The sequence below is a fragment of the Gilvimarinus japonicus genome (assembly GCF_042847215.1).
In the GTDB taxonomy this organism is placed as follows: Bacteria; Pseudomonadota; Gammaproteobacteria; order Pseudomonadales; family Cellvibrionaceae; genus Gilvimarinus; species Gilvimarinus japonicus.
In genome coordinates, this window is sequence record NZ_AP031500.1 from 640,001 (window position 1) to 666,069 (window position 26,069).

General features: G+C 52.3%; 17 protein-coding genes, 5 tRNA genes and 2 rRNA genes (1 of these 24 cut by a window edge). All 24 read left to right on the forward strand.

The window, feature by feature from the left end; genetic code table 11:
- Positions 1 to 1,780, forward strand: a 23S ribosomal RNA gene (locus ACGHAD_RS02685) (it extends 1,105 nt beyond the left edge of the window).
- Positions 1,781 to 1,962: 182 nt separating this feature from the next.
- Positions 1,963 to 2,078 (forward strand): 5S ribosomal RNA (gene rrf, locus ACGHAD_RS02690).
- An 858-nt stretch (positions 2,079 to 2,936) separates the two neighbouring features.
- A complete protein-coding gene (locus tag ACGHAD_RS02695) occupies positions 2,937 to 3,707 on the forward strand; it encodes a DUF1080 domain-containing protein (RefSeq protein ID WP_382413946.1) in 771 nt (256 codons plus the stop codon).
- 69 nt (positions 3,708 to 3,776) lie between these two features.
- On the forward strand, positions 3,777 to 7,118 hold the full coding sequence (locus ACGHAD_RS02700; RefSeq protein ID WP_382413944.1) for a family 16 glycoside hydrolase: 3,342 nt from the start codon (positions 3,777 to 3,779) through the stop codon (positions 7,116 to 7,118).
- Positions 7,119 to 7,211: 93 nt separating this feature from the next.
- Positions 7,212 to 8,351 (forward strand): alanine racemase, encoded by a 1,140-nt coding sequence (gene alr / locus ACGHAD_RS02705; protein ID WP_382413942.1) that lies wholly within the window; start codon positions 7,212 to 7,214, stop codon positions 8,349 to 8,351.
- Positions 8,351 to 9,337: a bifunctional biotin--[acetyl-CoA-carboxylase] ligase/biotin operon repressor BirA gene (gene birA / locus ACGHAD_RS02710; protein ID WP_339618169.1), complete on the forward strand. Its 987-nt coding sequence runs from the start codon at positions 8,351 to 8,353 to the stop codon at positions 9,335 to 9,337. The genes alr and birA overlap by 1 nt, the downstream gene beginning before the upstream one ends.
- On the forward strand, positions 9,334 to 10,056 hold the full coding sequence (locus ACGHAD_RS02715; protein ID WP_339618170.1) for a type III pantothenate kinase: 723 nt from the start codon (positions 9,334 to 9,336) through the stop codon (positions 10,054 to 10,056). The genes birA and ACGHAD_RS02715 overlap by 4 nt, the downstream gene beginning before the upstream one ends.
- 52 nt (positions 10,057 to 10,108) lie before the next feature.
- A complete protein-coding gene (locus tag ACGHAD_RS02720) occupies positions 10,109 to 10,828 on the forward strand; it encodes an SPOR domain-containing protein (protein ID WP_382413940.1) in 720 nt (239 codons plus the stop codon).
- 49 nt (positions 10,829 to 10,877) lie between these two features.
- Positions 10,878 to 10,953, forward strand: a tRNA-Thr gene (locus ACGHAD_RS02725).
- A gap of 94 nt (positions 10,954 to 11,047) precedes the next feature.
- A tRNA-Tyr gene (locus ACGHAD_RS02730) sits at positions 11,048 to 11,131 on the forward strand.
- A gap of 93 nt (positions 11,132 to 11,224) precedes the next feature.
- Positions 11,225 to 11,298, forward strand: a tRNA-Gly gene (locus tag ACGHAD_RS02735).
- Positions 11,299 to 11,314: 16 nt separating this feature from the next.
- Positions 11,315 to 11,390, forward strand: a tRNA-Thr gene (locus ACGHAD_RS02740).
- Positions 11,391 to 11,478: 88 nt separating this feature from the next.
- On the forward strand, positions 11,479 to 12,705 hold the full coding sequence (gene tuf / locus ACGHAD_RS02745; RefSeq protein WP_382413938.1) for an elongation factor Tu: 1,227 nt from the start codon (positions 11,479 to 11,481) through the stop codon (positions 12,703 to 12,705).
- A 45-nt stretch (positions 12,706 to 12,750) separates the two neighbouring features.
- A tRNA-Trp gene (locus ACGHAD_RS02750) sits at positions 12,751 to 12,826 on the forward strand.
- A 34-nt stretch (positions 12,827 to 12,860) separates the two neighbouring features.
- Entirely contained in the window at positions 12,861 to 13,229 is a 369-nt protein-coding gene (gene secE / locus ACGHAD_RS02755; protein WP_339618145.1) for a preprotein translocase subunit SecE, read from the forward strand.
- Positions 13,230 to 13,236: 7 nt separating this feature from the next.
- Positions 13,237 to 13,770: a transcription termination/antitermination protein NusG gene (gene nusG, locus ACGHAD_RS02760; protein ID WP_339618144.1), complete on the forward strand. Its 534-nt coding sequence runs from the start codon at positions 13,237 to 13,239 to the stop codon at positions 13,768 to 13,770.
- 156 nt (positions 13,771 to 13,926) lie between these two features.
- Positions 13,927 to 14,358 carry a 50S ribosomal protein L11 gene (rplK, locus tag ACGHAD_RS02765; protein ID WP_339618143.1) on the forward strand — a complete coding sequence of 144 codons (432 nt, stop codon included), beginning with the start codon at positions 13,927 to 13,929 and terminating at the stop codon, positions 14,356 to 14,358.
- 1 nt (position 14,359) lies between these two features.
- Entirely contained in the window at positions 14,360 to 15,055 is a 696-nt protein-coding gene (gene rplA / locus ACGHAD_RS02770; protein ID WP_339618142.1) for a 50S ribosomal protein L1, read from the forward strand.
- Positions 15,056 to 15,277: 222 nt separating this feature from the next.
- Positions 15,278 to 15,772, forward strand: coding sequence for a 50S ribosomal protein L10 (gene rplJ, locus ACGHAD_RS02775; RefSeq protein ID WP_339618141.1), 495 nt, complete (start codon positions 15,278 to 15,280; stop codon positions 15,770 to 15,772).
- Between the two features lie 59 nt (positions 15,773 to 15,831).
- Entirely contained in the window at positions 15,832 to 16,203 is a 372-nt protein-coding gene (gene rplL, locus ACGHAD_RS02780) for a 50S ribosomal protein L7/L12 (RefSeq protein ID WP_339618140.1), read from the forward strand.
- A 231-nt stretch (positions 16,204 to 16,434) separates the two neighbouring features.
- A complete protein-coding gene (gene rpoB, locus ACGHAD_RS02785) occupies positions 16,435 to 20,520 on the forward strand; it encodes a DNA-directed RNA polymerase subunit beta (RefSeq protein WP_339618139.1) in 4,086 nt (1,361 codons plus the stop codon).
- A gap of 92 nt (positions 20,521 to 20,612) precedes the next feature.
- Positions 20,613 to 24,839, forward strand: a complete 4,227-nt coding sequence (gene rpoC, locus ACGHAD_RS02790) for a DNA-directed RNA polymerase subunit beta' (RefSeq protein WP_339618138.1) — start codon at positions 20,613 to 20,615, stop codon at positions 24,837 to 24,839.
- Between the two features lie 197 nt (positions 24,840 to 25,036).
- The gene (rpsL, locus tag ACGHAD_RS02795) at positions 25,037 to 25,408 is read left to right on the forward strand and encodes a 30S ribosomal protein S12 (RefSeq protein ID WP_041524457.1); all 372 of its coding nucleotides are present in this window, start codon (positions 25,037 to 25,039) and stop codon (positions 25,406 to 25,408) included.
- A gap of 110 nt (positions 25,409 to 25,518) precedes the next feature.
- Complete coding sequence (gene rpsG / locus ACGHAD_RS02800; protein WP_339618137.1) at positions 25,519 to 25,989, forward strand: 30S ribosomal protein S7; 471 nt, start codon at positions 25,519 to 25,521, stop codon at positions 25,987 to 25,989.
- Positions 25,990 to 26,069: the final 80 nt, after the last annotated feature.

A 26,069-nucleotide genomic window follows, 5' to 3' on the forward strand; every position in this document is an offset into this window, starting at 1 on the left:
CCGCGCGGAAGATGTAACGGGGCTAAAACTAGCAACCGAAGCTGCGGATGCTTTCGAGCATGGTAGGGGAGCGTTCTGTAAGCCGTTGAAGGTGAGTTGAGAAGCTTGCTGGAGGTATCAGAAGTGCGAATGCTGACATGAGTAACGATAATGGGAGTGAAAAACTCCCACGCCGGAAGATCAAGGTTTCCTATTCAACGTTAATCGGAATAGGGTTAGTCGGCCCCTAAGGCGAGGCAGAAATGCGTAGTCGATGGGAAACAGGTTAACATTCCTGTACTTGTTATTACTGCGATGGAGGGACGGAGTAGGCTAGGCCAGCACGGCGTTGGTTGTCCGTGTTTAAGGTAGTAGGCTGAGCGCTTAGGCAAATCCGGGCGCTTAAGGCTGAGAACTGATGACGAGTCTCATTATTGAGACGAAGTGGTTGATGCCATGCTTCCAAGAAAAGCTTCTAAGCTTCAGGTAATAACGAACCGTACTGTAAACCGACACAGGTGATCAGGTAGAGAATACCAAGGCGCTTGAGAGAACTTGGGTGAAGGAACTAGGCAAAATGGTACCGTAACTTCGGGAGAAGGTACGCCGGCCTTGGTGATGGGACTTGCTCCCTAAGCTGAAGTCGGTCGAAGTGATCAGGTGGCTGCGACTGTTTATTAAAAACATAGTACTGTGCAAACACGTAAGTGGACGTATACGGTATGACGCCTGCCCGGTGCTGGAAGGTTAATTGATGGGGTTAGCTTCGGCGAAGCTCTTGATCGAAGCCCCAGTAAACGGCGGCCGTAACTATAACGGTCCTAAGGTAGCGAAATTCCTTGTCGGGTAAGTTCCGACCTGCACGAATGGCGTAACGATGGCCACGCTGTCTCCACCCAAGACTCAGTGAAATTGAAATCGCTGTTAAGATGCAGTGTTCCCGCGGCTAGACGGAAAGACCCCGTGAACCTTTACTATAGCTTTACACTGAACTCTGAACCTATTTGTGTAGGATAGGTGGGAGGCTTTGAAGCGGTGACGCTAGTCATCGTGGAGCCAACCTTGAAATACCACCCTGGTATGTTTGGGGTTCTAACGCAGGTCCCTTATCGGGATCGCGGACAGTGTATGGTGGGTAGTTTGACTGGGGCGGTCTCCTCCCAAAGAGTAACGGAGGAGCACGAAGGTTGGCTAATCCTGGTCGGAAATCAGGAGGTTAGTGTAATGGCACAAGCCAGCTTAACTGCGAGACTGACACGTCGAGCAGGTACGAAAGTAGGTCATAGTGATCCGGCGATTCTGTATGGAAGGGTCGTCGCTCAACGGATAAAAGGTACTCCGGGGATAACAGGCTGATACCGCCCAAGAGTTCACATCGACGGCGGTGTTTGGCACCTCGATGTCGGCTCATCACATCCTGGGGCTGAAGCCGGTCCCAAGGGTATGGCTGTTCGCCATTTAAAGTGGTACGCGAGCTGGGTTTAGAACGTCGTGAGACAGTTCGGTCCCTATCTGCCGTGGGCGTTGGAAAGTTGAGAAGAGTTGCTCCTAGTACGAGAGGACCGGAGTGAACGAACCACTGGTGTTCCGGTTGTTATGCCAATAGCATTGCCGGGTAGCTACGTTCGGACGGGATAACCGCTGAAAGCATCTAAGCGGGAAGCCTCCTTCAAGATTAGCTTTCCCTGGGATCTTGAATCCCCTAAAGGGCCGTGGAAGACTACCACGTTGATAGGCTGGGTGTGGAAGCGTTGTGAGGCGTTGAGCTAACCAGTACTAATGGCCCGTGAGGCTTGACCATATAACAGAAACGACTGATGGGTTACGAAAGTAACGTGATACATCATCGGACTTGAGTGAGACATACACAGACTGTCCTCAGCACCTTATAGAGTAAAAAGCAGCTTAATTCATCACCCTATTTGATTGTGTCAGTAGGCTCTCCCTCGGGAGGTAACACCGAAATCCAATCATACCTGTTTGCTTGACGACCATAGCGAATTGGAACCACCTGATCCCATTCCGAACTCAGTAGTGAAACGATTCAGCGCCGATGGTAGTGTGGGGATTCCCCATGTGAGAGTAGGTCATCGTCAAGCTTCTAAATAAATAAGGCCCATCCTGAATAGGATGGGCCTTTTTTATTTTGAATACGCTGAATTACTTTCCCTACCTCGCACGAAGTGCCATGTCATTCAGCACATCCCTGTGCTTCACCCTTCGGGCAGCGAAGCTGTGCAAAAAGCCAATCCTGTCATTTTGTGAAAGCCTCTGTTCCGTAGGAACGAGTGCTAGGGCGCTCTAGCGTCGCGATCTAAATATGCTCCTGCGATTTAGAAGTATTGGAGGGCAAGCGATGACGAGCACCGCTCGTAACCCACTGTAGGTCATCGTCAAGCTTCTAATCTGAAATACCCCGAACCAGCAATGGTTCGGGGTATTTTTTTATGGGTCCGCAATATACCGCGGTGCTTGCCGATCACGGATAACGGCTCCTGCGTTGTCCTACCACCCCACATTCGAGTAATTCGCACGCGCCCATGGTATTAGTGAATCTCTTTGGCTCAACCTCAAAGTACTCGTGCTTTCTGATGAGAATGCAGGGCTGAATAAACTCTTGTGAAGAGTCTCAAGCGTTTGCTGGTTACTCAAGGGTGCTACAGGCTTGAAGGTCAGTATCTCACCTTCTATTTTCTTCGTATTTGATTACTAAAGTCCCTTTACTTGCTTGTGCAAACAATCGTAAAAACACGTGATTGTTTGAAATTTATATTTATTAATTGATCTGTAACCGGTTACAATTTGCAGGTTCGGGCCTTTACGATTCTATATATAAAAAGTGTTGAATATATGATGTTTGTGCGCGCTAATACGAGTATCTCTAAATGCTTTGCTGGACGAGGCTAACTATACTTAGCTCGCCTGTAATTCTATTAATAACGACAAAGGACAATGCCATGAAGTTCTCGATCAAACCCTGTTTACGTTTATCTGCGGTTTGTTTGACCGCGTTAACCGCATGCGCAGCCGTTTCTGCGGAGAAGGAGCCGTGGCAACAGGCTGAGGCGACAGAAGTTTGGAAGCCGGTGCCGGCTAAGGTTTCGGTGAGCGCCGCCGGTGTGCCATCCGATGCCACCGTCCTTTTTGACGGTACTGATCTGGATGCCTGGGAGTCAGCGAATGACGATTCATCCGCCCCCTGGGTTATTAAAGGGGATGTGTTGGTCACTAATCCTAAAAGTGGCGATATTCGCACCAAGCAGGATTTTTGCGATGTGCAGCTACACATCGAGTGGCAGTCGCCAGCCGAAAAAGATATGGAAGGGCTCGAGGGCCAAGGTCGAGGTAACAGCGGTGTATTTTTTCAAGAACGTTATGAAATCCAGGTATTGGACTCGTTTGGCGGTGATACTTACGTCAATGGCCAGGCCGGCTCGGTTTATAAACAGCATATACCGTTAGTGAATGCTACTAAAAGCCTAAACGATTGGAACGTGTACGATATTATTTATATGGCTCCTGAGTTTAATGATGCCGGTAAATTGCTTGAACCAGCCTACGTTACGGTACTGCATAACGGTGTTTTGGTGCAAAACCACGTAGAGATTAAAGGACCTACGGCCTGGATTGGTCACCCGCCTTATGAGGCTCACGACTGTGCGCCATTACGCTTACAAGATCACGGTAATCCCGCTAAGTTTCGCAATATTTGGGTGAGGCCGCTGTAACGATCGGCGAATATTCACATGCTCGTTCAGCGCGGCAGCTTAACTCATAAAAGAATACGAGAACCCAGCATGAAGATAATTACATCAGCCATCGCTTTGTTTTGTTTGGTGGCATCTGCAGGCGCGTCGGCGGCTGCAAGTGACAGTGAATTCTTCCGGTACTTGGAAGATAACGATAGTTGGAGTCGAGGCGCCGGCGTTGAGGCAAATGGTTCGCAATTAACCCTGATCGAAGAAGGTGATGGGCAAGCCGTTGTTAATGCTACGGACTCTCCAGCTAACTTGTTAACTAATGTTCACCTGGGTGACTCAGTGGTGAGTCTTACCTATATGGTAAACGCCAGCGCGAACGCCAGTGTGTATTTGCAAGGTCGCTACGCCATTAAATTAACCGCCAATGGGGCCGCTGGAGAGCTTGGAAGTGATAGTGCTGGGGCTGTTAGTGGGCGCTGGGATAACGACGCGGAAAAGCTGGTTGATGGCGTCTTGCCGCTCGAATCGGTCGCGGTGTCTCCCACTGAGTGGCATACCTTGACGGCTAGGTTTCGGGCGCCCCGTTACGACGAGGCGTCAAACAAAGTGGACAATGCTTTGCTATTGGAAGTTGCGATCGACGGTAAGGTTGTACAGCGTAACACCATTCTGCCTAACTTTAGTGTCGGTTCGGTAGATCCTTGGGAGACTACCAGCGGGCCAACGATGATTCATGTCGAAAGCGGTACGCTGGCTATTCGCGGTATGAGTACGCGACCTGCCGATTTTGCCAACTTAATATTGCCCGAGAAAAGTGGTGAGGCAACCAATGAGGCGGAGCTTGTTGACTTTGTCGCCTTGGGTAAAAAAGGCTTTCAATCGCTGGGCTGTAAAGAATGTCACGCCGTCGACCTTGACGATACTTCTATGAAAACTGGCCCGAATCTTTTTGGCCTGTTTAAAAAGACGCCGCGAGACCGGGAAATCATTGAGGCGGGGGAGAACCACCGCTTTATGATTAAGGCCGACGAGAGTTATTTGCACCGCAGTGTGCGCACGCCGGCGGCGGAGCTGGCTGTGCATGAGGGCGGTGATAAAAATGGCGAGTCTTTTATGCCTATTATGCCTCCGTATCGTCAGCAAACCTTAGCCGATAAACAGCTCGACGCGATCGGTTATTATTTAAAAACGTTAAACAGTGCGTGGGAGCAAGGTGCAGCGGTTAAGTTGGTCGACGCTGGCGGCCCGGTAAAATATGACCCGCTTACGGATGACTTACAGCTCTTGGTGGATGATACCGTGCGCATTCAGCGTGGGCCGATGGCAGGTATGTCGGCGCGCGCTATTCATGTGGGACAACCTAACGCTATCAATTACAGTTTTGATCCACGCGTGCTGGGCATTGTTAAACTCTGGCAGGGTGGCTTTCTGGACGCCTCGGGTGAGTTACGCAATCGTGGTGGTGACGGCTTAAAAACCGGATTCGAGACGCGTGCTATTAGTTTGGGTGATTCAGGTCTGCTCTTTGCGCCGCTCAATAGTGACGGGAATTTAATCGATTTTTCGTTTAAAGATGCTGTTTGGCACGATACTGAAACCATTAAAAAGTCGCTCTGGTCCGATGCGGATCACCTTGATAATGTCGCCGCTGTGAACGCACAGTTTTTAGGTTACCAGCGTCCATCGACAAGTCCGACGGCCGCTCCTAGCTTTCGCTATCGGGTCGAGCAAAATACGCTGAGTGTGACCACGGCGCTTGCGGCCAATGGCGACGCTAATATTTCGGTCGCAGGAAAGTTAAAGCAGCCGCAGTCGTTCCGCATTAACCCTCAGATTTTGACGCACGCTAGGGTATCGGTAGGCGCTATTGATAATGGCGTCTGGACTTTGCCTGCGGGTGCCACTCATGCCGAACTTACTGCCAAGGTGTTGGTTGCTGATACGGCCTGGAAGCCCGAGCCATCCTCTTTTGATTATCGCCAACAGGCGCTGCGTACAGTTGATGCTGTGGCCGAGTTACCCGCAGGTTACAGCATAGAAAATTACCTTCCTCCGCAAGATAATTATGGGCGAGACCAGCTTTTTGAGGCGCTCGGCTTAGCCGTCGCTAAAGATGGTACCGTTGTTGTGGCGACGCGCACTGCCGGAGTTTGGCGCCTTAAAGACGGTCAGTGGCAATTATTTGCCGAAGGTTTGTTTGATAGTCTGGGCGTACAAATCGAAGATGAGCACGGCCTGCAAGTAGTGGTGGGGCAAAAAGCCGAATTGACCCGTATTACCGATACTGATGGCGATGGTATGGGTGATTCATTCACCACCTTGTTTGATGCGCACAGTTACCACGGCAACTATCACACTTATATGCACGGCCCTGCGCGCGATACGGACGGTGCCTATTATATCAATCTTAATTTAGCCCACGCCGATGAGGCCGTTTATAAAGCGGGCGGCAACTTTATGGGTAGTCAGGGCGGCTTGAGTGGTTGGTCGGTTCGCGTTAAGCCCGATGGCGAGTTCGATTTATTTGCCAGCGGTTTGCGCAGTCCGGCGGGTCTTGCGACCGGGCCAGAAGGCAAGCTTTGGTATACCGATAACCAAGGTGAATTTGTCGGCACCTCTAAGTTGTTTGTGCTTGAGAAAGGTAAGTTCTACGGTCACCCTTCATCTTTGGTGGATTTACCCGGCATGAAGCCTGACTCGCCTGAGATTCAATGGGATAAGGTTGCAGATACTCGCGAAGACGCGGTTGTTTTGCTGCCGCACAATATTGTGGCCAACGCCCCGGGGCACCCTGTGTGGGATACCACTAACGGTAAGTTTGGCCCTTTTGCTGGCCAAATGCTGGTGGGCGATCAAACCCAGTCCAACTTGTTGCGTATTACCACCGAGCAGGTCGGTGAGCATCGTCAAGGGGCTGTTATGCCTTTTATGTCGGGCTTGGCGTCGGGCGTGATGCGCGGAGTGTTTTTGCCCGACAATAGCTTGCTGGTTGGTCAGACAGGCCGTGGCTGGCAGGCTAAGGGTGGGCACGTGGCCGCGCTGCAGCACATTCGTTGGGATGGCAAAACGACCCCGGTTGCTATCGATACCGTAGCGGCCACAAAAGATGGTTTTGAGGTGCGTTTGACGCAGAAGCTCAACAAACGTGATGTGGATACCTTATCGCAAGCGTTGGCGGTTAACTCGTGGGTGTACCGCGATGCCCCCGACTATGGCTCCCCCGAGTTAGACAAGCGCGATGAATCATTCACTGTGTCGCCGGCCGCCGATGGTTTATCGTTTACCGTCGCTCTGGACAATACAGGGCAAAATGTTGTTCATCCGCAGCAAACGGCTCGGGTTTATCATATAGCGTTAAACCCAGCGGGCTTGTTTGACGCTGCATCAACAGCGCCGATGCACGCTTATTACACGCTGTATGAGTTTGCCAATCACTAAGCGTTAACTCACGTCCGCAAGGATGCGGGCGGTAGCGCTGGATTTTAGCGGTTAGTTTTGTAACTATGCGCGTTTGGCCTTGCCGATGTGCCCATGAACGAAAATACCGGAATACTGACCATTAATGTCGCCGCTGTCGCCGCCAATTGGCGAGCGATTGCGGCCCATGCACACCCCTCTATTACCTCCGCTGTTATCAAGGCCGACGCCTATGGTCTGGGTGCGGCTCAGATTGGCCCCGAGCTCTATCGCTCGGGCTGCCGGCACTTCTTTTTTGCGACCCTCACCGAGGCGGTCAGCGTGCGCCCTTTATTGGGTGATGATGCTCACTGCTATTTGCTTGGCGGTGTCCCGGTAGGGGGCGAAGCGGACGCTGTTCGGCATCGGCTGGTGCCAGTGTTGTCCTCCCTGAGTGCCGTTGAGCGCTGGCTCCGTTGGCGCGTGGAGTCGGGCTTGAGTGCAACTGCTGCGCCGGCGGCGCTGAAATTTGATACCGGAATGACACGCTTAGGGCTGGCGGCGGGTGAGCTCGAGCAATTGCTGGCCGATGAGGCGCGCTGGTTGGCATTGTCACCGGTTTTGTTAATGAGCCACTTGGCTGTCGCGGACGATACTTATAACCCGCAAAATAAACGACAGCGCGATGCGTTTTTTGCCTTGGGTGGGCGCGCCAAGCAGTTGCAGCCAGGCCTTTTGTTGAGTCTCGCCAACTCTTGCGGTATTTATCTGGGGCGAGATTATCATGCCGATTTAGTGCGCCCCGGCGCCGCTTTGTATGGTTTTAACCCTTCCCCCGAAAGTGCATCGCCGGTGTCTGGCGTGGTTCGTTTGACGCTGCCTGTTATCGCGCTGCGGACGCTAACTGAGTCGGCCTCAGTGGGTTATGGCGCGGAGTATGGTGGCCGTAAAGGTCAGGTTCTCGCGGTTGTTGCGGGCGGCTATGCCGACGGGCTGCATCGAGTTCTGGGGCCTGATGGCTACGGTTTGTGCCGTGGAGTAAAAGTGCCGGTTGTGGGGCGGGTGTCAATGGACAGTGCGGTGTTTGATGTGACGGCGGCATTGGCCGGTGGGTCTGCCTGGGTCGATGGGGAGCGGTTAACGATTGAGGTAATTAACCCGGATGTTTTGACGCTGGATGTTTTGACCGCTCGAAATCAGGCGCTTGGCTACGAGGTGCTGACCAGTTTGCGGGCGGGGCGCTATCGTCGCATTTATCAGGCGGAGGCTGTTTAGTGCAGCAGGATCAATTGCAGAATTTGTTGGCGCTGTTGGCCGACGGTGACTATCACTCCGGCAGTGAGTTGGGTGAATTGTTGGGGGTCAGTCGAACGGCGGTTTGGAAGCATTTGCAAAAACTCGCAGAGCTAGGGGTGGAGTTGGACTCTAGTCGAGGTCGCGGCTATCGCTTGCCGGGCGGCTTAGAACTGCTGAGCGCTGAGTCGATAAACGCTCGTCTAGCAAAGGGAGGGCCGCCTTTGACGCTCGAGGTGTTGCCTTTGGTTGACTCAACGAACTCGCGCTTAATGGCGGCGGCCGATCGGCTGCCTGTGGGGGCTGTGTGTATTGCCGAGCAGCAAAGTGCCGGTCGCGGACGACGTGGGCGTACATGGGTTAGCCCCTTTGCGCGCAATTTGTACTTCTCGGTGCTGTGGCGCTTTGATGGTGGCGCGGCGGAACTTGAAGGTTTGAGTTTGGCGGTGGGTGTCTGCATTGCAGATGCGCTCGAATCGCTTGGCCTTAGCGGTGTCACACTCAAATGGCCAAACGATGTTTTGGCGGACAATAAAAAGCTCGCTGGCATTTTGTTGGAGATGAGCGGCGATCCGGCTGGCGCCTGTCACTTGGTAGTTGGTGTTGGTATTAATGTAGAGATGTCGCAGGCCTCGGCCGCTGAAATCGATCAGCCGTGGGTTGATGTTGCATCATTGGCGCAGCGTCAGGGGTTGGCGCAAATATCCCGTAATGAGTTATGCGCCTGCGTGCTGACAAAGCTGGCGGCCCTGCTGAGCCAATACTCTGCGCAAGGCTTTGCCCATTGGCGAGAGCGCTGGATGGCGCGAGCGGCTTTTTTAGGCGAGCCTGTGAAGCTTCTCACGGCGACTCAAGAAACCCATGGAACGTTCATTGGGGTGGATAATAGTGGCGCGCTGCGGTTGGCGAGCGCCACAGGTGAGCAGCTGATTTATGGTGGCGAGGTGTCTTTGAGATCTAGCTCATGATTTTACAGGTTGATATAGGCAACTCTCGGATTAAATGGCGCTTGCGTCGTCAGGGTCGTACTCTTGAGTCAGGAGTTGGCAATCATGGCGACTATCAATGGCTGCAAGGGCTTGCGCTACAGCAGGTATGGGTAAGCTCGGTAGTCGCGCTGGAGTCTGAGTCGTTGCAGGCGGCGCTTGCGGCTTACGGCTTGCCTCGGGCTCGGTTTGCGAGTGCGCAGGCGAGTGCGGGCGGCGTGGTGAATGGCTACCAAGTGCCTGCCACCCTTGGGGTCGATCGTTGGCTGGCCCTGTTGGGCGCGCGTCAGTTGTCTGTGGGGCCTGCTGTGGTGGTCGATGCGGGTACGGCGTTAACCGTTGATTTGTTGGGCGCTGATGGTCGTCATAGGGGCGGTTATATTGCCCCGGGCCTAACACTTATGCAGCAGTCTTTGGCTCTCAAGTCGCAAGCGTTAGCGGTGAATTTTGAGCGGCGTGGTCGGGTGGCGCCCGGCGATAGCAGTGCCACGGCGATAGAGGCCGCCCTCGTTGCAATGGGGCGCGGCTTGATAGAGACCGGACGGTTGTCCTTGTCGGAATACTGTCCGGCAGATCCGGTTTTGCTGTTGTTTACCGGCGGCGACGGCGACTTTTGGCAGCGTGTTTTGGCTGAGGGCTCTAGTGAGCCTGAGTTATTGTTTATTGGTTTGGAGCGCTATTTCACCCAAGGTCAGGGTTAGCGAGCGGCTGCGGTGTGGTGGTCAAATTAAAGGAATAGGCGACGAGGTTGTCATGAGGTTGATTTTTTTTGCGCTATTGGCTGTAAACGTAGCTGTATTTATTTTGCAGTTGACGGTTTGGCGGCCGCCGGTTGCCGATGCGCCGGCCGCGCGCCAGGTGGCTACCGGCGCCGCTCGCTTGCAGTTGCTGACTGAGGCCGCGGTGGGCAGCGTCGAGCCGGCGCGGTTGAGTGGGCGTCGAGGGGGCTCGGGTGGCCCGGCAGCGCCGGCCTCTGGTCGAGTGGCTGAGCGAGGCGCGCTGTGCGATATGGTTGGGCCGTTTCCGGCGCTGTTGCAGGCCGAATACCTTGTGGAGCACCTGCAGGCGCTTGAGGTGGCCGCGCGGGTGCGGGAGTTGGACGTCCCCGAGGGGGTCGGCTATTGGGTGTATTTGGCGCCGGAAGCGAGCCGTAAGGAGGCGCTCGCACGTCTGCATGAGGTTCAGGCTAAGCAGATTGACAGTTATATGATTCCTCGCGGCGAGCTTGCCAACGGCATTTCTTTTGGCATGTTTACCCGAAAAGAGTTGGCGGAGGCCCGTTTGCAGGAAATGCGCGAGCTTGGTTACGCCGCGGAAGTGAAAGAAATCACCCGAACCCATAAAGAGATTTGGGTGGTGCTGGATGCCAATCAAGGTCAAAAAATAGCCGAGAAAGCCTGGGTTGAGTTGCTGGAGTCAGAAAATGGCATCGAGAAACAACAAAAATACTGTCAAGGTGTTGCGTCGACGTAAAAGTTTCTCTAGAATCCCGCCTCCACGTTGAGACGTGCTTAGAGAAAATGCTGGCGTAGCTCAGTTGGTAGAGCAGCTGACTTGTAATCAGCCGGTCGGGGGTTCGACTCCTCTCGCCAGCTCCATTTTCTCTGATGTTATTGCTGTAAGCAGGTGAATTTCTTAGGAAAACCGGTTGACAGTAGTAGGCCAGAGCCGGACAATGCCGGCTTGTTTTTGGCAGGGGTTCCCGAGTGGCCAAAGGGATCAGACTGTAAATCTGACGCGCAAGCTTCGGTGGTTCGAATCCACCCCCCTGCACCATTTTATTGCCGCTTAGTGCGGTGGCGACATAAGTCGTCGCGGCTAGTAGGCTCTTTTGCTTTTTGCAGGAGTGCTACGCGGAGCAAGAAGTCAGCGGGCATAGTTCAGTGGTAGAACGTCAGCCTTCCAAGCTGAATATGCGGGTTCGATTCCCGCTGCCCGCTCCAGTTGCTATGGTTTAAAGCTCTTGTAGCTCAGTTGGTAGAGCACACCCTTGGTAAGGGTGAGGTCAGCAGTTCAAATCTGCTCAAGAGCTCCATTTTCTGGCTGCGAAAGAAGTGCTTTCGCGGCTGTTTTTGTGTGTAAATAAACGGCTTGTTTGATGGCTAGTTGAGGAGGCGCTCGCAATGGCGAAGGAAAAGTTCGAACGTAATAAACCCCACGTCAATGTGGGCACCATCGGTCACGTTGACCACGGCAAAACCACTCTGACAGCAGCTCTGACCCGCGTATGTGCGGAAGTATGGGGCAGCGGTTCAGCAATGGCGTTTGACGGTATTGATAACGCACCGGAAGAGCGTGAGCGCGGTATCACCATCGCCACCTCACACGTTGAGTACGACTCACCAGAGCGTCACTACGCTCACGTGGATTGCCCCGGTCACGCCGACTACGTTAAAAACATGATCACCGGTGCTGCCCAGATGGACGGCGCGATTTTGGTGTGTGGTGCTACCGATGGCCCAATGCCACAAACCCGCGAGCACATCCTGCTGTCTCGTCAGGTTGGTGTACCTTTTATTGTTGTGTTCCTGAACAAAGCAGACCTGTTGGCGGAAGATTGCGGCGGCGTTGGCACCGAAGAGTACAACGAAATGCTGGAATTGGTCGAGATGGAGTTGCGTGAGCTGCTTGACGCCTACGACTTCCCAGGTGACGACACTCCGATCATCCCAGGTTCTGCCCTGATGGCCCTGAACGGTGAAGACGACAACGAGCTGGGTACTACCGCTGTTAAGAAACTGGTAGAAAGCCTGGACTCTTACATCCCAGAGCCAGAGCGCGCGATCGATCAGCCGTTCCTGATGCCAGTGGAAGACGTATTCTCGATCTCAGGTCGTGGTACGGTTGTTACCGGTCGTGTTGAGCGCGGTATCGTTAATGTTGGTGACGACCTTGAAGTTGTCGGCATTAAAGACACCACCAAAACCACCTGTACCGGTGTTGAGATGTTCCGCAAAATGCTGGACGAAGGCCGTGCGGGTGAGAACGTAGGTGTTCTGCTGCGTGGTACTAAGCGTGACGAGATCGAGCGCGGTCAAGTGTTGGCCAAGCCAGGTTCTGTTAAGCCGCACGCCAAGTTTGAAGCCGAAGTGTACGTTTTGTCGAAAGACGAAGGTGGTCGTCACACGCCTTTCTTTAAAGGCTACCGTCCACAGTTCTACTTCCGTACAACCGACGTAACCGGCGCTTGTGAGTTGCCAGAAGGCGTTGAGATGGTAATGCCAGGCGATAACATTCAAATGAGTGTTACCCTGATTCACCCAGTAGCCATGGAAGACGGTCTGCGCTTTGCGATTCGCGAAGGTGGACGTACCGTTGGTGCCGGTGTGGTTGCCAAAATCATCGAGTAATAGCTCGGTGCTAAAGGCGGGCTCTGCCCGCCTTTAATTGTTTCTAGGCCAGTAGTTCAATTGGTAGAGCGTCGGTCTCCAAAACCGAAAGTTGGGGGTTCGAGTCCCTCCTGGCCTGCCATTTTTGTCATTTGTTTGATTGGGTTGTGAGCAGAATGAGTACAAAAGCCGAGCCAAAAGAGTATCGCCTTGATGTCGTGAAGTGGCTGCTGGTGATCGCTGTCGTGGCTGTAGGTGTTGTGGGTAACTCCATGTACTCAGCTCAACCGCTGTTGTATCGGGTTCTGGCGTTGCTGGCGCTGGGTGCCGTAGCATTGTTTGTCGCATTGCAAACCGCTAAGGGCAGCTCGCTTTGGCGTCTACTGCAAGAGTCTGTCGTTGAGGTGCGCAAGGTCGTATGGCCGACACCGAAAGAGACAAACCAAACAACCTTGTTGGTTGTTGTTGTGGTCGTGATAATGGCGATGATTCTTTGGGGGCTGGATACTTTGTTCGGCTTCGTAGCGGCCAAGATAATAGGGTAGGTGACTCATGGCGAAGCGTTGGTACGTAGTACACGCTTATTCTGGATATGAAAAGAAGGTAGCCGCCTCTCTGCAAGAGCGGATTGAGCGCCACCAGATGGAAGAGTTGTTTGGCGACGTATTGGTTCCCACTGAAGAAGTGGTGGAAATGCGCGGCGGACAAAAGCGCAAGAGTGAGCGCAAGTTTTTCCCGGGTTATGTGTTGGTGCAGATGGAGTTAAATGACGACTCTTGGCACTTGGTCAAAGACACTCCTCGGGTTATGGGGTTTATTGGCGGCAAGGCGGATCAGCCGGCCCCGATTACAGAAAAAGAAGCTCAGGCTATTCTGCAGCGAGTCGACGACTCGATTGAGAAGCCGAAGCCTAAGACCATGTTTGAGCCGGGCGAGATGGTTCGGGTCACCGATGGTCCCTTTAACGACTTTAATGGCGTTGTTGAAGAAGTTAATTACGAGAAAAGCCGTTTGCGTGTAGCGGTGCTGATTTTTGGTCGCTCTACGCCGGTAGAGTTGGAGTTTGGTCAAGTCGAGAAGGCTTGATCAATCTTACAGTAAAGTTTTTATTGCCTTCCTTTGCTTTTGGCAGAGGGGGGTTTTTGCGTCCTTGAGTGGTAAATCTGCTCAAGTAATCGGGGAGCCAGTGACGGGCGGTGCAAATTGCCTTGAGGCGTTAACTACCCATTTTTGGAGAGTGGTATGGCTAAGAAAGTAACAGCCTACATCAAATTACAAGTTGGTGCAGGTAAAGCGAATCCAAGTCCACCGGTTGGTCCAGCATTGGGTCAGCACGGTGTAAACATCATGGAGTTCTGTAAGGCGTTTAACGCTCAGACTCAAGGTATGGAAGCTGGCGCGCCAGTTCCAGTTGTGATTAGCGTATACAGCGATCGCAGTTTTACCTTCAGCATGAAAACTCCACCAGCTTCTTACCTGCTGAAAAAAGCAGTGGGCGTGAAGTCTGGCTCTAGCAACCCTAACACTAAGAAAGTCGGCAAAGTGACTCGCGCTCAGCTTGAAGAGATTGCGACCACCAAAGAGCCTGACCTGACGGCGGCCGATATGGACGCTGCAGTGCGTATCATTGCCGGGTCTGCCCGTTCAATGGGTATTGATGTGGAGGGTGTGTAACATGGCTAAATTATCTAAGCGTCAGCGCGCTATCGCCGAAAAAATTGATCGCACCAAGCTTTACAGCGTAGCGGATGCCGTAAGTCTGCTGAAAGAAATTTCTAGCGTTAAGTTCGCTGAAACCATCGACGTTGCCGTAAACCTCGGTATCGATCCACGTAAATCAGATCAGTCTGTACGTGGTGCGACGACTCTGCCTAACGGTTCTGGTAAAGACGTTCGTGTGGCTGTTTTTGCGCAAGGCCCTAACGCCGATGCGGCAAAAGAAGCTGGTGCTGATTTGGTTGGTATGGATGAACTGGCTGCTGACGTAAAAGCGGGCAAAATGGATTTTGACGTAGTTATCGCGTCTCCAGATGCCATGCGTGTAGTGGGGCAGTTGGGTCAAATCCTAGGTCCCCGCGGCCTGATGCCAAACCCAAAAACTGGCACTGTAACTCCAGACGTTGCCAATGCTGTTAAAAATGCTAAAGCCGGTCAGGTGCGTTACCGCGCTGATAAAGGTGGCATTATTCATGGTGGTATCGGCAAATTGTCTTTTGAGGCAAATGCAATTCAAGAAAACCTTGAAGCGCTGCTGAACGACTTGAAAAAGTCGAAGCCAGCTACCGCTAAAGGTGTTTATTTGAAGAAAATCGCACTGAGCACGACCATGGGTCCGGGCTTGGCAATCGATATGTCTTCACTGGCGGTATAACGCCAGAACGTACTTTGGGGTCTGCGCTTGCGCAGGCCGTCAAAGACCGTAGGCGACTTGTCGTCACAAAGAGGCCGGTCTTAATACCTCAGCCTACGCAGACGGTGGACCCTCTTCGGCTTGGCCGAATGAATTCACCGATTCATGACCACAAGGTGATGTTTACCTTGTGGTAGTTAAGAAAAACGACGGTCATTGACTGTCAAACCCAGGAGAAATCCCGTGGCATTAGGACTTGAAGGTAAGAAAGCGATTGTCGCTGAAGTCCAGGAAGCTGCGAAGGGCGCTCTGTCAGCGGTTGTTGCCGATTCACGTGGCGTAACTGTAGACAAAATGACTGCCCTGCGTAAAGAGGCTCGTGAGAACGGCGTTTGGTTGAAAGTCGTTCGTAACACACTGGCCCGTCGCGCTGTTGAAGGGACCGACTACGAGTGTTTGCTCGAAAGTTTTAGCGGTCCTACCTTGATTGCATTCTCTACTGATCACCCCGGTGCTGGTGCGCGCATTTTGCGTGAACACGCCAAAGTAGATAGCAATCTTGAGCTTAAGTCTGCCGCCTTTGAAGGTGAGTTGGTTGACGTTGCAATGTTGGCAACCTTGCCGACTTACGACGAAGCCTTGGCTAAGCTGATGAGCGTGATGAAAGAAGCTTCTGCTGGCAAATTGGTTCGCACTTTGGCGGCCGTTGGCGACAGCAAAGAACAGGAAGCTGCTTAATAAGCTGCTTACTCAACGTTTAATTGAGCCTTTGGCTCAACACAGATGGGAAATTGAAAATGTCTGTTTCTAAAGAAGATATCATCGAAGCGATTGCTGAGATGTCAGTAAAAGATGTTGTGGAACTGGTTTCTGCAATGGAAGAAAAATTCGGCGTATCAGCGGCTGCAGCTGTTGTTGCGGGTCCTGCTGGCGACGCTGGCGGTGCGGCTGAAGAGCAAACCGAGTTTGACGTTATCATCACCGGTGCTGGTGAGAAGAAAGTTAACGCCATTAAGGCGGTTCGTGAAATCACCGGTCTTGGTTTGAAAGAAGCCAAAGCTATGGTTGAAGAAGCGCCTAAAGCGATTAAAGAAGGTGTTTCTAAAGAAGACGCTCAAGCTGCTCTGGCTAAGCTGGAAGAAGCTGGTGCCACAGGTGAGCTTAAGTAAGCTCGCTTGCGCGCACTACGTCTGACACAAGTGGTTAGGCGTCAGGCTGGCGGGTTTTCCCGCCAGCCTTTTTCCGTTTTCGGCCGTTAATTTGGCCGGGTAGCTACAAGGCTACCAACGGCTGTTGAGCACCGAGTTTACCGGTCCGCTAACAGCCAGGATAGTTTAGCGAAACGCTGCGGCGTTTCAGAGGCTTTACCGCCCGATCCGTGAACAAGCTGGGGAATACAGATGGCTTACTCATATACTGAGAAAAAACGTATCCGCAAGGACTTTGGCAAACTGCCACACGTCATGGATGTCCCTTATCTATTGGCGATTCAGCTGGATTCTTACAGAAAATTTACCCAGGCCGATGCGTCTGGTGAAGAGCGTTTTGACGTAGGGCTACACGCTGCCTTCCGCTCTGTATTCCCAATTGTCAGCTACTCTGGCAATGCGGCGCTTGAGTATGTGAGTTACATACTGGGCAAGCCTTCCTTTGATGTTAACGAATGTATTTTGCGTGGTGTAACTTACTCTGCACCATTGCGAGTAAAAGTTCGACTGATTATCTACGATAAGGATTCAGCGAACAAAGCGATTAAAGATATTAAAGAACAAGAAGTGTATATGGGCGAAATTCCGCTCATGACTGAAAACGGTACCTTTGTTATCAATGGTACTGAGCGCGTTATTGTTTCTCAGTTGCACCGCTCGCCTGGTGTCTTTTTCGATCATGATAAAGGCAAAACCCATTCGTCTGGCAAGTTGCTGTATAGCGCGCGGATTATTCCTTACCGTGGCTCTTGGCTCGATTTTGAATTTGATCCCAAAGATCTTGTGTTTGTGCGTATTGATCGCCGCCGCAAGCTGCCGGCCTCGATCTTGTTGCGCGCGCTGGGCTTTAGCTCGCAAGAGATGCTCGACATGTTCTTTGAGACGAGCTCTTTTACCTTAGGTGACGATGGTCAGTTTACCTTTAAGGTTGTGCCGTCGCGTCTGCGTGGTGATGTTGCCACGTTTGATATTAAAGATAAGAAAGGCAAAGTGCTGGTTGAAGAAGGCCGCCGCATTACCGCGCGCCACATCCGCCAGCTAGAAAAAGCCGGCGTTGATGAGATGGCCGTACCTGCGGACTACCTGCTGGGCCGCGCACTGGCAAAAGATATTATCGACTCCGAGACCGGTGAAGTATTGCTTGAGTGTAATACTGAAATCTCTGTCGACTCGTTAGAAATATTGGGCAAGGCTGGTGTTAACACCATCGAGACCTTGTATACCAACGAGCTGGACTGTGGCCCGTTTGTTTCTGAGACATTGCGCGCTGACCCAACTCGCACGCAGCTGGAAGCGCTGGTAGAAATTTACCGCATGATGCGCCCAGGTGAGCCGCCGACAAAAGAGTCGGCCGAAGCTCTGTTTAACAATTTGTTCTTTACCCAAGAGCGTTACGACTTGTCGGCTGTTGGCCGGATGAAGTTTAACCGTCGCTTAGGTCGTGAAGAAGAGTTCGGCGAAGGCGTTTTGTCTAACGAAGACATCGTCGACGTTATGAAGACCCTTATCGACATCCGTAACGGTGTCGGCGTGGTGGATGATATCGACCACTTGGGTAACCGTCGCATTCGCTCTGTGGGTGAGATGGCCGAAAACCAATTCCGTGTTGGTCTGGTTCGTGTTGAACGCGCTGTTAAAGAGCGTTTGTCCATGGCGGAGTCTGAAGGTTTGATGCCGCAGGACTTGATTAATGCCAAGCCCGTTGCCGCTGCAATTAAAGAGTTCTTTGGCTCGTCGCAGTTGTCGCAGTTTATGGACCAAAACAACCCGCTTTCTGAGGTGACTCACAAACGTCGCGTTTCGGCCTTGGGGCCAGGCGGTTTGACTCGTGAGCGCGCCGGTTTTGAGGTTCGTGACGTACACCCGACTCACTATGGTCGTGTTTGTCCAATCGAAACCCCTGAAGGCCCAAACATTGGTCTGATTAACTCGCTGGCGACTTACTCTCGTACTAACAGCTATGGCTTTCTGGAGACTCCTTACCGTCGCGTCAAAGACGGTCAAGTCACCGATGATATCGAGTTCCTCTCGGCCATTAACGAAGCAGAGTTTGTTATCGCTCAGGCGTCGGCCAAGCTGGATGAAAACGGCAGACTGATCGAAGACTTGGTGTCGGTACGCCACCGCAGCGACTTCACCTTGAAGAGCCCTGCGGAAGTTGAGTTGATGGATGTCTCGCCGCGTCAGGTAGTGTCGGTTGCGGCGTCACTGATTCCGTTCCTTGAGCACGATGATGCGAACCGCGCCCTGATGGGTTCGAACATGCAGCGTCAGGCTGTACCAACGTTGAAGGCCGAAAAGCCTCTGGTGGGTACCGGCATGGAGCGCAATGTGGCGTCCGACTCCGGTGTGTGTGTGGTGGCTAAACACGGTGGTGTGATTGATCGTGTAGACGCAGGCCGCATCGTAGTTAAGGTACACAGTGATGAAGTTGAAGCCGGCGACGCTGGTGTTGATATTTACAACTTGATCAAATATACCCGTTCGAACCAGAACACCTGTATTAACCAGCGCTCCATCGTCAATGTGGGCGATATCGTCCAGCGCGGCGACATCCTGGCGGATGGCCCCTCGGTTGATATGGGCGAGCTGGCGCTGGGGCAGAACATGCGCATCGCGTTTATGCCCTGGAACGGTTATAACTTTGAAGATTCGATTCTTGTTTCTGAGCGTGTGGTACAAGAGGATCGCTTTACTACCATTCACATTCAAGAGCTGACCTGTATTGCTCGTGATACTAAGCTTGGTAGCGAAGAGATTACGTCTGATATCCCTAACGTTGGCGAGAATGCTCTAAACAAGCTGGATGACTCAGGTATCGTTTATATCGGTGCTGAAGTCGGTGGCGGCGATATCTTGGTGGGTAAGGTTACCCCTAAAGGTGAAACCCAGCTCACCCCAGAAGAGAAGCTGCTGCGCGCCATCTTTGGTGAAAAAGCGTCTGACGTTAAAGATACCTCTTTGCGTGTACCGTCAAGTACTAAAGGTACCGTGATTGACGTGCAAGTCTTTACCCGTGACGGTCTTGAGAAAGATCAGCGCTCACTCGAAATTGAGAAAACTCAGTTAGATGAAGTGCGTAAAGACTTGAACGAAGAGTTTCGCATTATGGAGGCGGCCACGCTCGATCGTTTGCGCTCTGTTATCCGTGGCGAGAAAGTCGCCGCTGGTAAAGGCGTTAAGAAAGGCGATGTGCTTACCGACGAGGTACTCGACACTCTTGATACCGAGCAGTGGTTTAAGTTGCGTGTTTCTGATGATGCGCTTAACGAGCAGATCGACTTGGCGGAAGAACGTTTGGCTGAGTGTCGTAAAAACCTCGATGAGCGTTTTGACGACAAGAAGCGCAAGTTGTCTACCGGTGATGATTTGGCTCCGGGCGTCCTGAAGATCGTTAAGGTTTATCTGGCGATTAAACGTCGTATTCAGCCAGGCGATAAAATGGCCGGCCGTCACGGTAACAAGGGTGTTATCTCGGTGATTATGCCGATCGAAGATATGCCTTACGACGCTAACGGCGAGCCGGTAGATGTCGTGCTTAACCCTCTCGGTGTGCCATCGCGGATGAACGTGGGTCAGATTTTGGAAACTCACTTAGGCATGGCAGCGAAAGGTCTCGGCGTCAAAGTTAACGAGATGATTCGTGAACAGAAAGCGGTTAATGAAGTTCGCGGCTTTTTGGAAGAAATCTATAACGAGACCGGTGATGTGTTTGCCAAGGAAGATTTGGCAAGCTTCAGCGATAGCGAAGTTATGGATCTTGCTAACAACTTGCGTGGCGGTGTGCCAATGGCGACCCCAGTGTTTGACGGTGCGAAAGAGCACGAAATCAAAGCACTGCTGCGTTTGGCAGATATCCCAGACTCCGGTCAGATGCAGTTGTTTGACGGTCGTTCCGGGGATGCGTTCCAGCGTCCGGTAACCGTAGGTTACATGTACATGTTGAAGTTGAACCACTTGGTTGACGACAAGATGCACGCACGTTCGACTGGTTCTTATAGTCTGGTTACTCAGCAACCGTTGGGTGGTAAGGCGCAGTTTGGTGGACAGCGTTTCGGTGAGATGGAGGTCTGGGCTCTGGAAGCATACGGCGCCGCCTACACCTTGCAGGAAATGCTGACTGTTAAGTCGGATGACGTAGCAGGGCGCACCAAAATGTACAAAAACATTGTTGACGGTGATCACCGTATGGAGCCAGGCATGCCTGAGTCCTTTAACGTATTGGTTAAAGAGATTCGCGCCCTTGGCATCAATATGGAACTGGAACAAGACGAGTAATCGTCCGTCTGATACACAATCGGTAAGCGCGGGGGTTAGGCCCCCGCTCATTGTGCAAATTGCACTTACTGGAGCCCACTGGAGGAAGTGCCTTGAAAGACTTACTTAATCTGCTCAAGTCCCAGGGACAAGTCGAAGAATTCGATGCGATCCGTATCGGTCTGGCATCACCAGAAATGATTCGCTCTTGGTCTTTTGGCGAAGTTAAAAAGCCTGAGACCATTAACTACCGGACCTTCAAGCCTGAGCGCGAAGGCCTGTTCTGTGCCAAAATTTTTGGCCCGGTAAAAGACTACGAATGTTTGTGCGGCAAGTATAAGCGCATGAAGCACCGCGGCATTATTTGTGAAAAATGTGGCGTTGAAGTGACGTTGGCTAAAGTGCGCCGTGAGCGTATGGGCCATATCGAGCTGGCAAGCCCCGTTGCTCACATTTGGTTTTTGAAGTCGCTGCCAAGCCGTATCGGCTTGCTGCTGGATATGACGCTGCGCGATATCGAGCGCGTGTTGTACTTCGAGTCATATGTCGTGACCGATCCGGGCATGACCACGCTTGAGCGTGGGCAATTGCTGACTGACGAACAGTATTTTGAATCGATGGAAGAGTTCGGCGACGAATTCGAAGCACTGATGGGTGCTGAGGCGATCAAGAACTTAATGTCAGCGATTAATCTCGAAGAAGAGATTCAGTTTTTGCGCGAAGAGATTCCGAACACCAACTCGGAAACTAAAATTAAAAAGTTCTCTAAGCGTCTGAAGTTGCTTGAGGCTTTCCACTTCTCTGGTAATGATCCAGAGTGGATGGTAATGGAAGTGCTGCCTGTGTTGCCGCCGGATTTGCGCCCGTTGGTGCCGCTGGACGGCGGCCGCTTTGCGACCTCAGATCTGAACGATTTGTATCGCCGAGTGATCAACCGTAACAACCGCTTGAAGCGTCTGCTCGATCTGAATGCGCCGGATATTATTGTGCGCAACGAAAAGCGTATGCTGCAAGAGTCGGTCGACGCCTTGTTGGATAACGGCCGTCGCGGCCGTGCGATTACCGGCTCTAACAAGCGCCCGCTAAAATCTTTGGCTGACATGATCAAAGGTAAGCAGGGTCGTTTCCGTCAGAACCTGTTGGGTAAACGTGTCGACTACTCTGGCCGTTCGGTGATTGTGGTTGGTCCAACTCTGCGTTTGCACCAGTGTGGCTTGCCTAAAAAGATGGCTCTTGAGCTGTTTAAGCCTTTTATCTTTAGCAAGCTTGAGTTGCGTGGTCTGGCCACGACAATTAAAGCCGCTAAGAAAATGGTTGAGCGCGAAGAGGCGGTCGTTTGGGATATTCTCGACGAAGTGATTCGTGAGCACCCGGTACTGCTGAACCGCGCACCGACCCTTCACCGTTTGGGTATCCAGGCGTTTGAGCCGGTCCTGATTGAAGGTAAAGCGATTCAGTTGCACCCGCTGGTTTGTGCCGCCTATAACGCCGACTTTGACGGTGACCAGATGGCGGTTCACGTTCCGCTGACTCTGGAAGCGCAGCTCGAAGCTCGCGCGCTAATGATGTCGACCAACAATATCCTGTCGCCTGCCTCTGGTGAGCCAATTATCGTACCGTCGCAAGACGTGGTGTTGGGGCTTTACTGGATGACTCGTGAGCGTATTAATGCTCAGGGTGAAGGCATGGTATTTGCCGATATCGAAGAAGTTTCCCGTGCTTATTATGGTAAGCAGGTAGAGCTGCAAGCGCGTATTAAAGTGCGCATCCACGAAACCATTATCGGAACCGAAGGTGAGAAGCATGACGATGTTCGCATCGTCGATACCACCGTTGGTCGTATGTTGTTGTGGGATATTGTGCCCGAAGGTATTCCCTTCGAGATGGTTGATCGCCCAATGGTTAAAAAGGCTATCTCGGCGGTTATCAACCACTGTTACCGTGTGGTTGGCCTTAAGTCGACGGTTATTTTTGCCGATCAGCTGATGTACATGGGTTACGACTTCTCAACTAAGTCTGGCTCGTCTATCGGTGTGAATGATTTTGCTATCCCCGATGAAAAGTACGAAATTGTTGCTCGCGCCGAAGGCGAAGTAAAAGAAATTGAAAGCCAGTTTGCTTCTGGTCTGGTAACCCAGGGTGAGAAGTACAACAAAGTTATTGATATCTGGTCGCGTGCGAACGATCTGGTCGCCAAATCGATGATGGACGGTATCAGCTTTGAAAGCGTGATTAACCGCGACGGCGAAGAAGAGCAACAAACCTCGTTCAACTCGGTTTATATGTACGCTGATTCCGGCGCTCGTGGTAGCCCAGCGCAGATTCGTCAGTTGGCGGGTATGCGTGGTCTGATGGCAAAACCGGATGGCTCTATTATTGAAGCGCCGATTACGGCGAACTTCCGTGAAGGTCTGAACGTTGGTCAGTACTTTATTTCGACGCACGGTGCGCGTAAAGGTTTGGCTGATACCGCACTGAAAACCGCTAACTCCGGTTACTTAACCCGTCGCCTGGTGGATGTTGCGCAAGACTTGGTTGTGACCCACATCGACTGTGGTACCGACGAAGGCCTGGAAATGGCGCCTGTGATTGAAGGCGGCGACGTAATCGAATCGCTAGGCGATCGTATCCTTGGTCGTATTGTTGCGCGCGACGTAGTCCGTCCTGGCAGCGATGAAATTTTGGTGTCTGCTGGCACTATGATTGATGAGGCTTGGGTTGATCGCGTTGAAGGCATGGGTATCGATGAAGTGCTGGTGCGCTCGCCGATCACCTGTGATGCGCGCACCGGTATTTGCTCTATGTGCTACGGTCGTGACTTGGCTCGTGGTCACCGTGCCAACATCGGTGAGTCTGTCGGTGTTATCGCCGCGCAGTCTATTGGTGAGCCGGGTACCCAGCTGACTATGCGTACCTTCCACATCGGTGGTGCGGCATCGCGTGCCTCTGCTGCCGATAACGTACAGGTTAAGCAAGAAGGTACCGTGCGTCTGATCAACATTAAAGTTGTGACGAACAAGGCCGGTAATTTGGTTGCAGTGTCTCGCTCTGGTGAGTTGGCTGTGGCTGATGCCGCGGGCAGTGAGCGCGAGCGCTATAAGATTCCTTACGGCGCTGTTATTTCTGTTAAAGATGGCGAGCATGTCGAAGGCGGCCAAGTAATCGCCAAATGGGATCCGCACACTCACCCCATCGTGACCGAGGTGGCGGGTAAAGTTAACTGCTCCGGTATGGAGGACAACCTGTCGGTACGTCGTCAAACTGACGAACTGACTGGCCTTTCATCGATCGAGGTAATGGACCCGTCAGAGCGGCCGTCGGCTGGTAAGGACATGCGTCCTGCGATTACCTTGACCGACGCTAATGGCAATGACCTGTGTCTGCCGAACACCACGATGCCGGCCCACTACTTGCTACCCGCGCACGCGATCTTGAGCATCAATGATAATGATGACATTGAGGTTGGTGACGTACTGGCGCGTATCCCGCAAGAGGGCTCTAAGACCCGCGATATTACCGGTGGTCTACCTCGGGTAGCCGACCTGTTTGAAGCGCGCAAACCGAAAGAGCCGTCAATTTTGGCGGAGATATCGGGTACGGTAACCTTCGGTAAAGAGACCAAAGGCAAGCGTCGTTTGGTGATTACCCCTAGCGATGGTCAGCCGCTGGACGATGGCTCGACTCATTACGAAGTGCTGATTCCTAAGCATCGTCAGTTGACTGTGTTTGAGGGTGAGCAAGTCGTGAAGGGTGAGGTTGTCTCTGATGGCCCGAGTAACCCGCATGATATTTTGCGTCTTAAAGGTGTTGAGGCTCTGGCGAGCTATATCACTAATGAGATTCAGGACGTTTACCGCTTACAGGGCGTAAAGATCAACGATAAGCATATCGAAACGATCGTTCGTCAGATGCTGCGCAAAGTTGAGATTACCGGAATGGGTGACTCGAGCTTCGTAAAAGGTGAGCAGGTGGAATACACCAATGTGCTGATTGAGAACGAGCGTTTGCGCGCTGAAGATAAACAGCCTGCACGTTTTGAGCGTCAGTTGCTGGGTATTACCAAAGCGTCGTTGGCGACTGAGTCGTTTATCTCGGCGGCCTCCTTCCAGGAAACGACCCGTGTGCTGACGGAAGCGGCTGTTACCGGTAAGCGAGATGGTCTGCGCGGCCTGAAAGAGAACGTTGTTGTTGGGCGCCTTATTCCGGCCGGTACTGGTCTTGCTTACCATGCTGAACGCAAGCGTGTGCGTGATGAGCAGATCGAGCTGGCTGAAACAGGTGTTAGTGCCGAAGATGTCGAAGCGGCATTGACCGAGGCTCTAAAGTCTAGCAGCGAGTAAGATTGGCCCCGCGGGGCCAACAGGGCGGGCCGGGCTGTTGGCCCGGTAGAGTGATTTTTGCTCAATTCCGCCTTGACGAGAGTGGGTGGCGTCATTACAATGCGCCACCCACTTTCTTTGAAGTGGGGGGATGGTAAAGTCATCCTCTATTAACGAGCCTCATTTGAGGCGTTTATATATCTGTGGAGTTTATTTTCATGGCAACGATCAACCAGTTGGTTCGTAAGCCGAGAAAACGTAAGGTTCAAAAGAGCGACGTTCCTGCTCTACAAGCTAACCCGCAAAAACGTGGCGTATGTACCCGCGTTTACACCACTACACCGAAGAAGCCGAACTCAGCACTGCGTAAAGTATGTCGTGTTCGTCTGACCAACGGTTTTGAGGTGACCTCCTACATTGGTGGTGAAGGGCACAACTTGCAAGAGCACAGCGTAGTACTCATTCGTGGCGGTCGTGTAAAAGATTTGCCTGGTGTGCGCTACCACACTGTTCGCGGTTCACTGGATACAGCCGGTGTTAACAACCGTAAGCAGGGTCGTTCTAAGTACGGTACCAAACGTCCTAAGTAAGCTTCGCGCTGACTCAAGACATACGTTTTCGGTGTAGAACCGAGTAAGGCTAAGCGCAGACCACTAAAGTGGAAGTCGTCTTAGACAAATCCTGAAGAGAGGCTATTAAAATGCCAAGAAGAAGAGTTGTCGCGAAACGCGAGATCTTGCCGGATCCCAAATACGGCAATGTTACTCTGGCAAAGTTCATGAACCACGTGATGATCAGTGGTAAAAAAGCCGTTGCCGAGAGCATCGTGTACGGCGCTATGGACATTGTGAAAGAAAAGCTTAACCGCGATCCTATCGAAGTGTTCGATGAAGCACTGGATAACATTGCTCCACTGGTCGAGGTTAAATCTCGCCGTGTGGGTGGTGCTACCTACCAAGTGCCTGTTGAGGTGCGTCCAGCACGTCGCTCGGCACTGGCAATGCGCTGGTTGGTGGATTACTCACGTGGCCGGGGCGAGAAGTCTATGCCTCAGCGTCTGGCTGGTGAGCTGATTGACGCTTCGCAGAATAAAGGTTCTGCGGTTAAAAAGCGTGAAGATGTACACCGTATGGCCGAGGCCAACAAAGCGTTCTCTCACTTCCGTTTCTAAGTTTGCAAACGGTGAGAAACGAAAGGCAGCTGTTATGGCTGCCTTTTACTATTTGAGAATCAAACATCGGGGACTGCAGC

Excerpts from the sequence above, each read along its gene's own strand:
- ACGHAD_RS02695 (WP_382413946.1), top strand. The coding sequence starts at position 2,937 with ATGAAGTTCTCGATCAAACCCTGTTTACGTTTATCTGCGGTTTGTTTG.
- ACGHAD_RS02700 (WP_382413944.1), top strand. The coding sequence starts at position 3,777 with ATGAAGATAATTACATCAGCCATCGCTTTGTTTTGTTTGGTGGCATCT.
- alr (WP_382413942.1), top strand. The coding sequence starts at position 7,212 with ATGAACGAAAATACCGGAATACTGACCATTAATGTCGCCGCTGTCGCC.
- ACGHAD_RS02715 (WP_339618170.1), top strand. The coding sequence starts at position 9,334 with ATGATTTTACAGGTTGATATAGGCAACTCTCGGATTAAATGGCGCTTG.
- ACGHAD_RS02720 (WP_382413940.1), top strand. The coding sequence starts at position 10,109 with ATGAGGTTGATTTTTTTTGCGCTATTGGCTGTAAACGTAGCTGTATTT.
- tuf (WP_382413938.1), top strand. The coding sequence starts at position 11,479 with ATGGCGAAGGAAAAGTTCGAACGTAATAAACCCCACGTCAATGTGGGC.
- secE (WP_339618145.1), top strand. The coding sequence starts at position 12,861 with ATGAGTACAAAAGCCGAGCCAAAAGAGTATCGCCTTGATGTCGTGAAG.
- nusG (WP_339618144.1), top strand. The coding sequence starts at position 13,237 with ATGGCGAAGCGTTGGTACGTAGTACACGCTTATTCTGGATATGAAAAG.
- rplK (WP_339618143.1), top strand. The coding sequence starts at position 13,927 with ATGGCTAAGAAAGTAACAGCCTACATCAAATTACAAGTTGGTGCAGGT.
- rplA (WP_339618142.1), top strand. The coding sequence starts at position 14,360 with ATGGCTAAATTATCTAAGCGTCAGCGCGCTATCGCCGAAAAAATTGAT.
- rplL (WP_339618140.1), top strand. The coding sequence starts at position 15,832 with ATGTCTGTTTCTAAAGAAGATATCATCGAAGCGATTGCTGAGATGTCA.
- rpoB (WP_339618139.1), top strand. The coding sequence starts at position 16,435 with ATGGCTTACTCATATACTGAGAAAAAACGTATCCGCAAGGACTTTGGC.
- rpsL (WP_041524457.1), top strand. The coding sequence starts at position 25,037 with ATGGCAACGATCAACCAGTTGGTTCGTAAGCCGAGAAAACGTAAGGTT.
- rpsG (WP_339618137.1), top strand. The coding sequence starts at position 25,519 with ATGCCAAGAAGAAGAGTTGTCGCGAAACGCGAGATCTTGCCGGATCCC.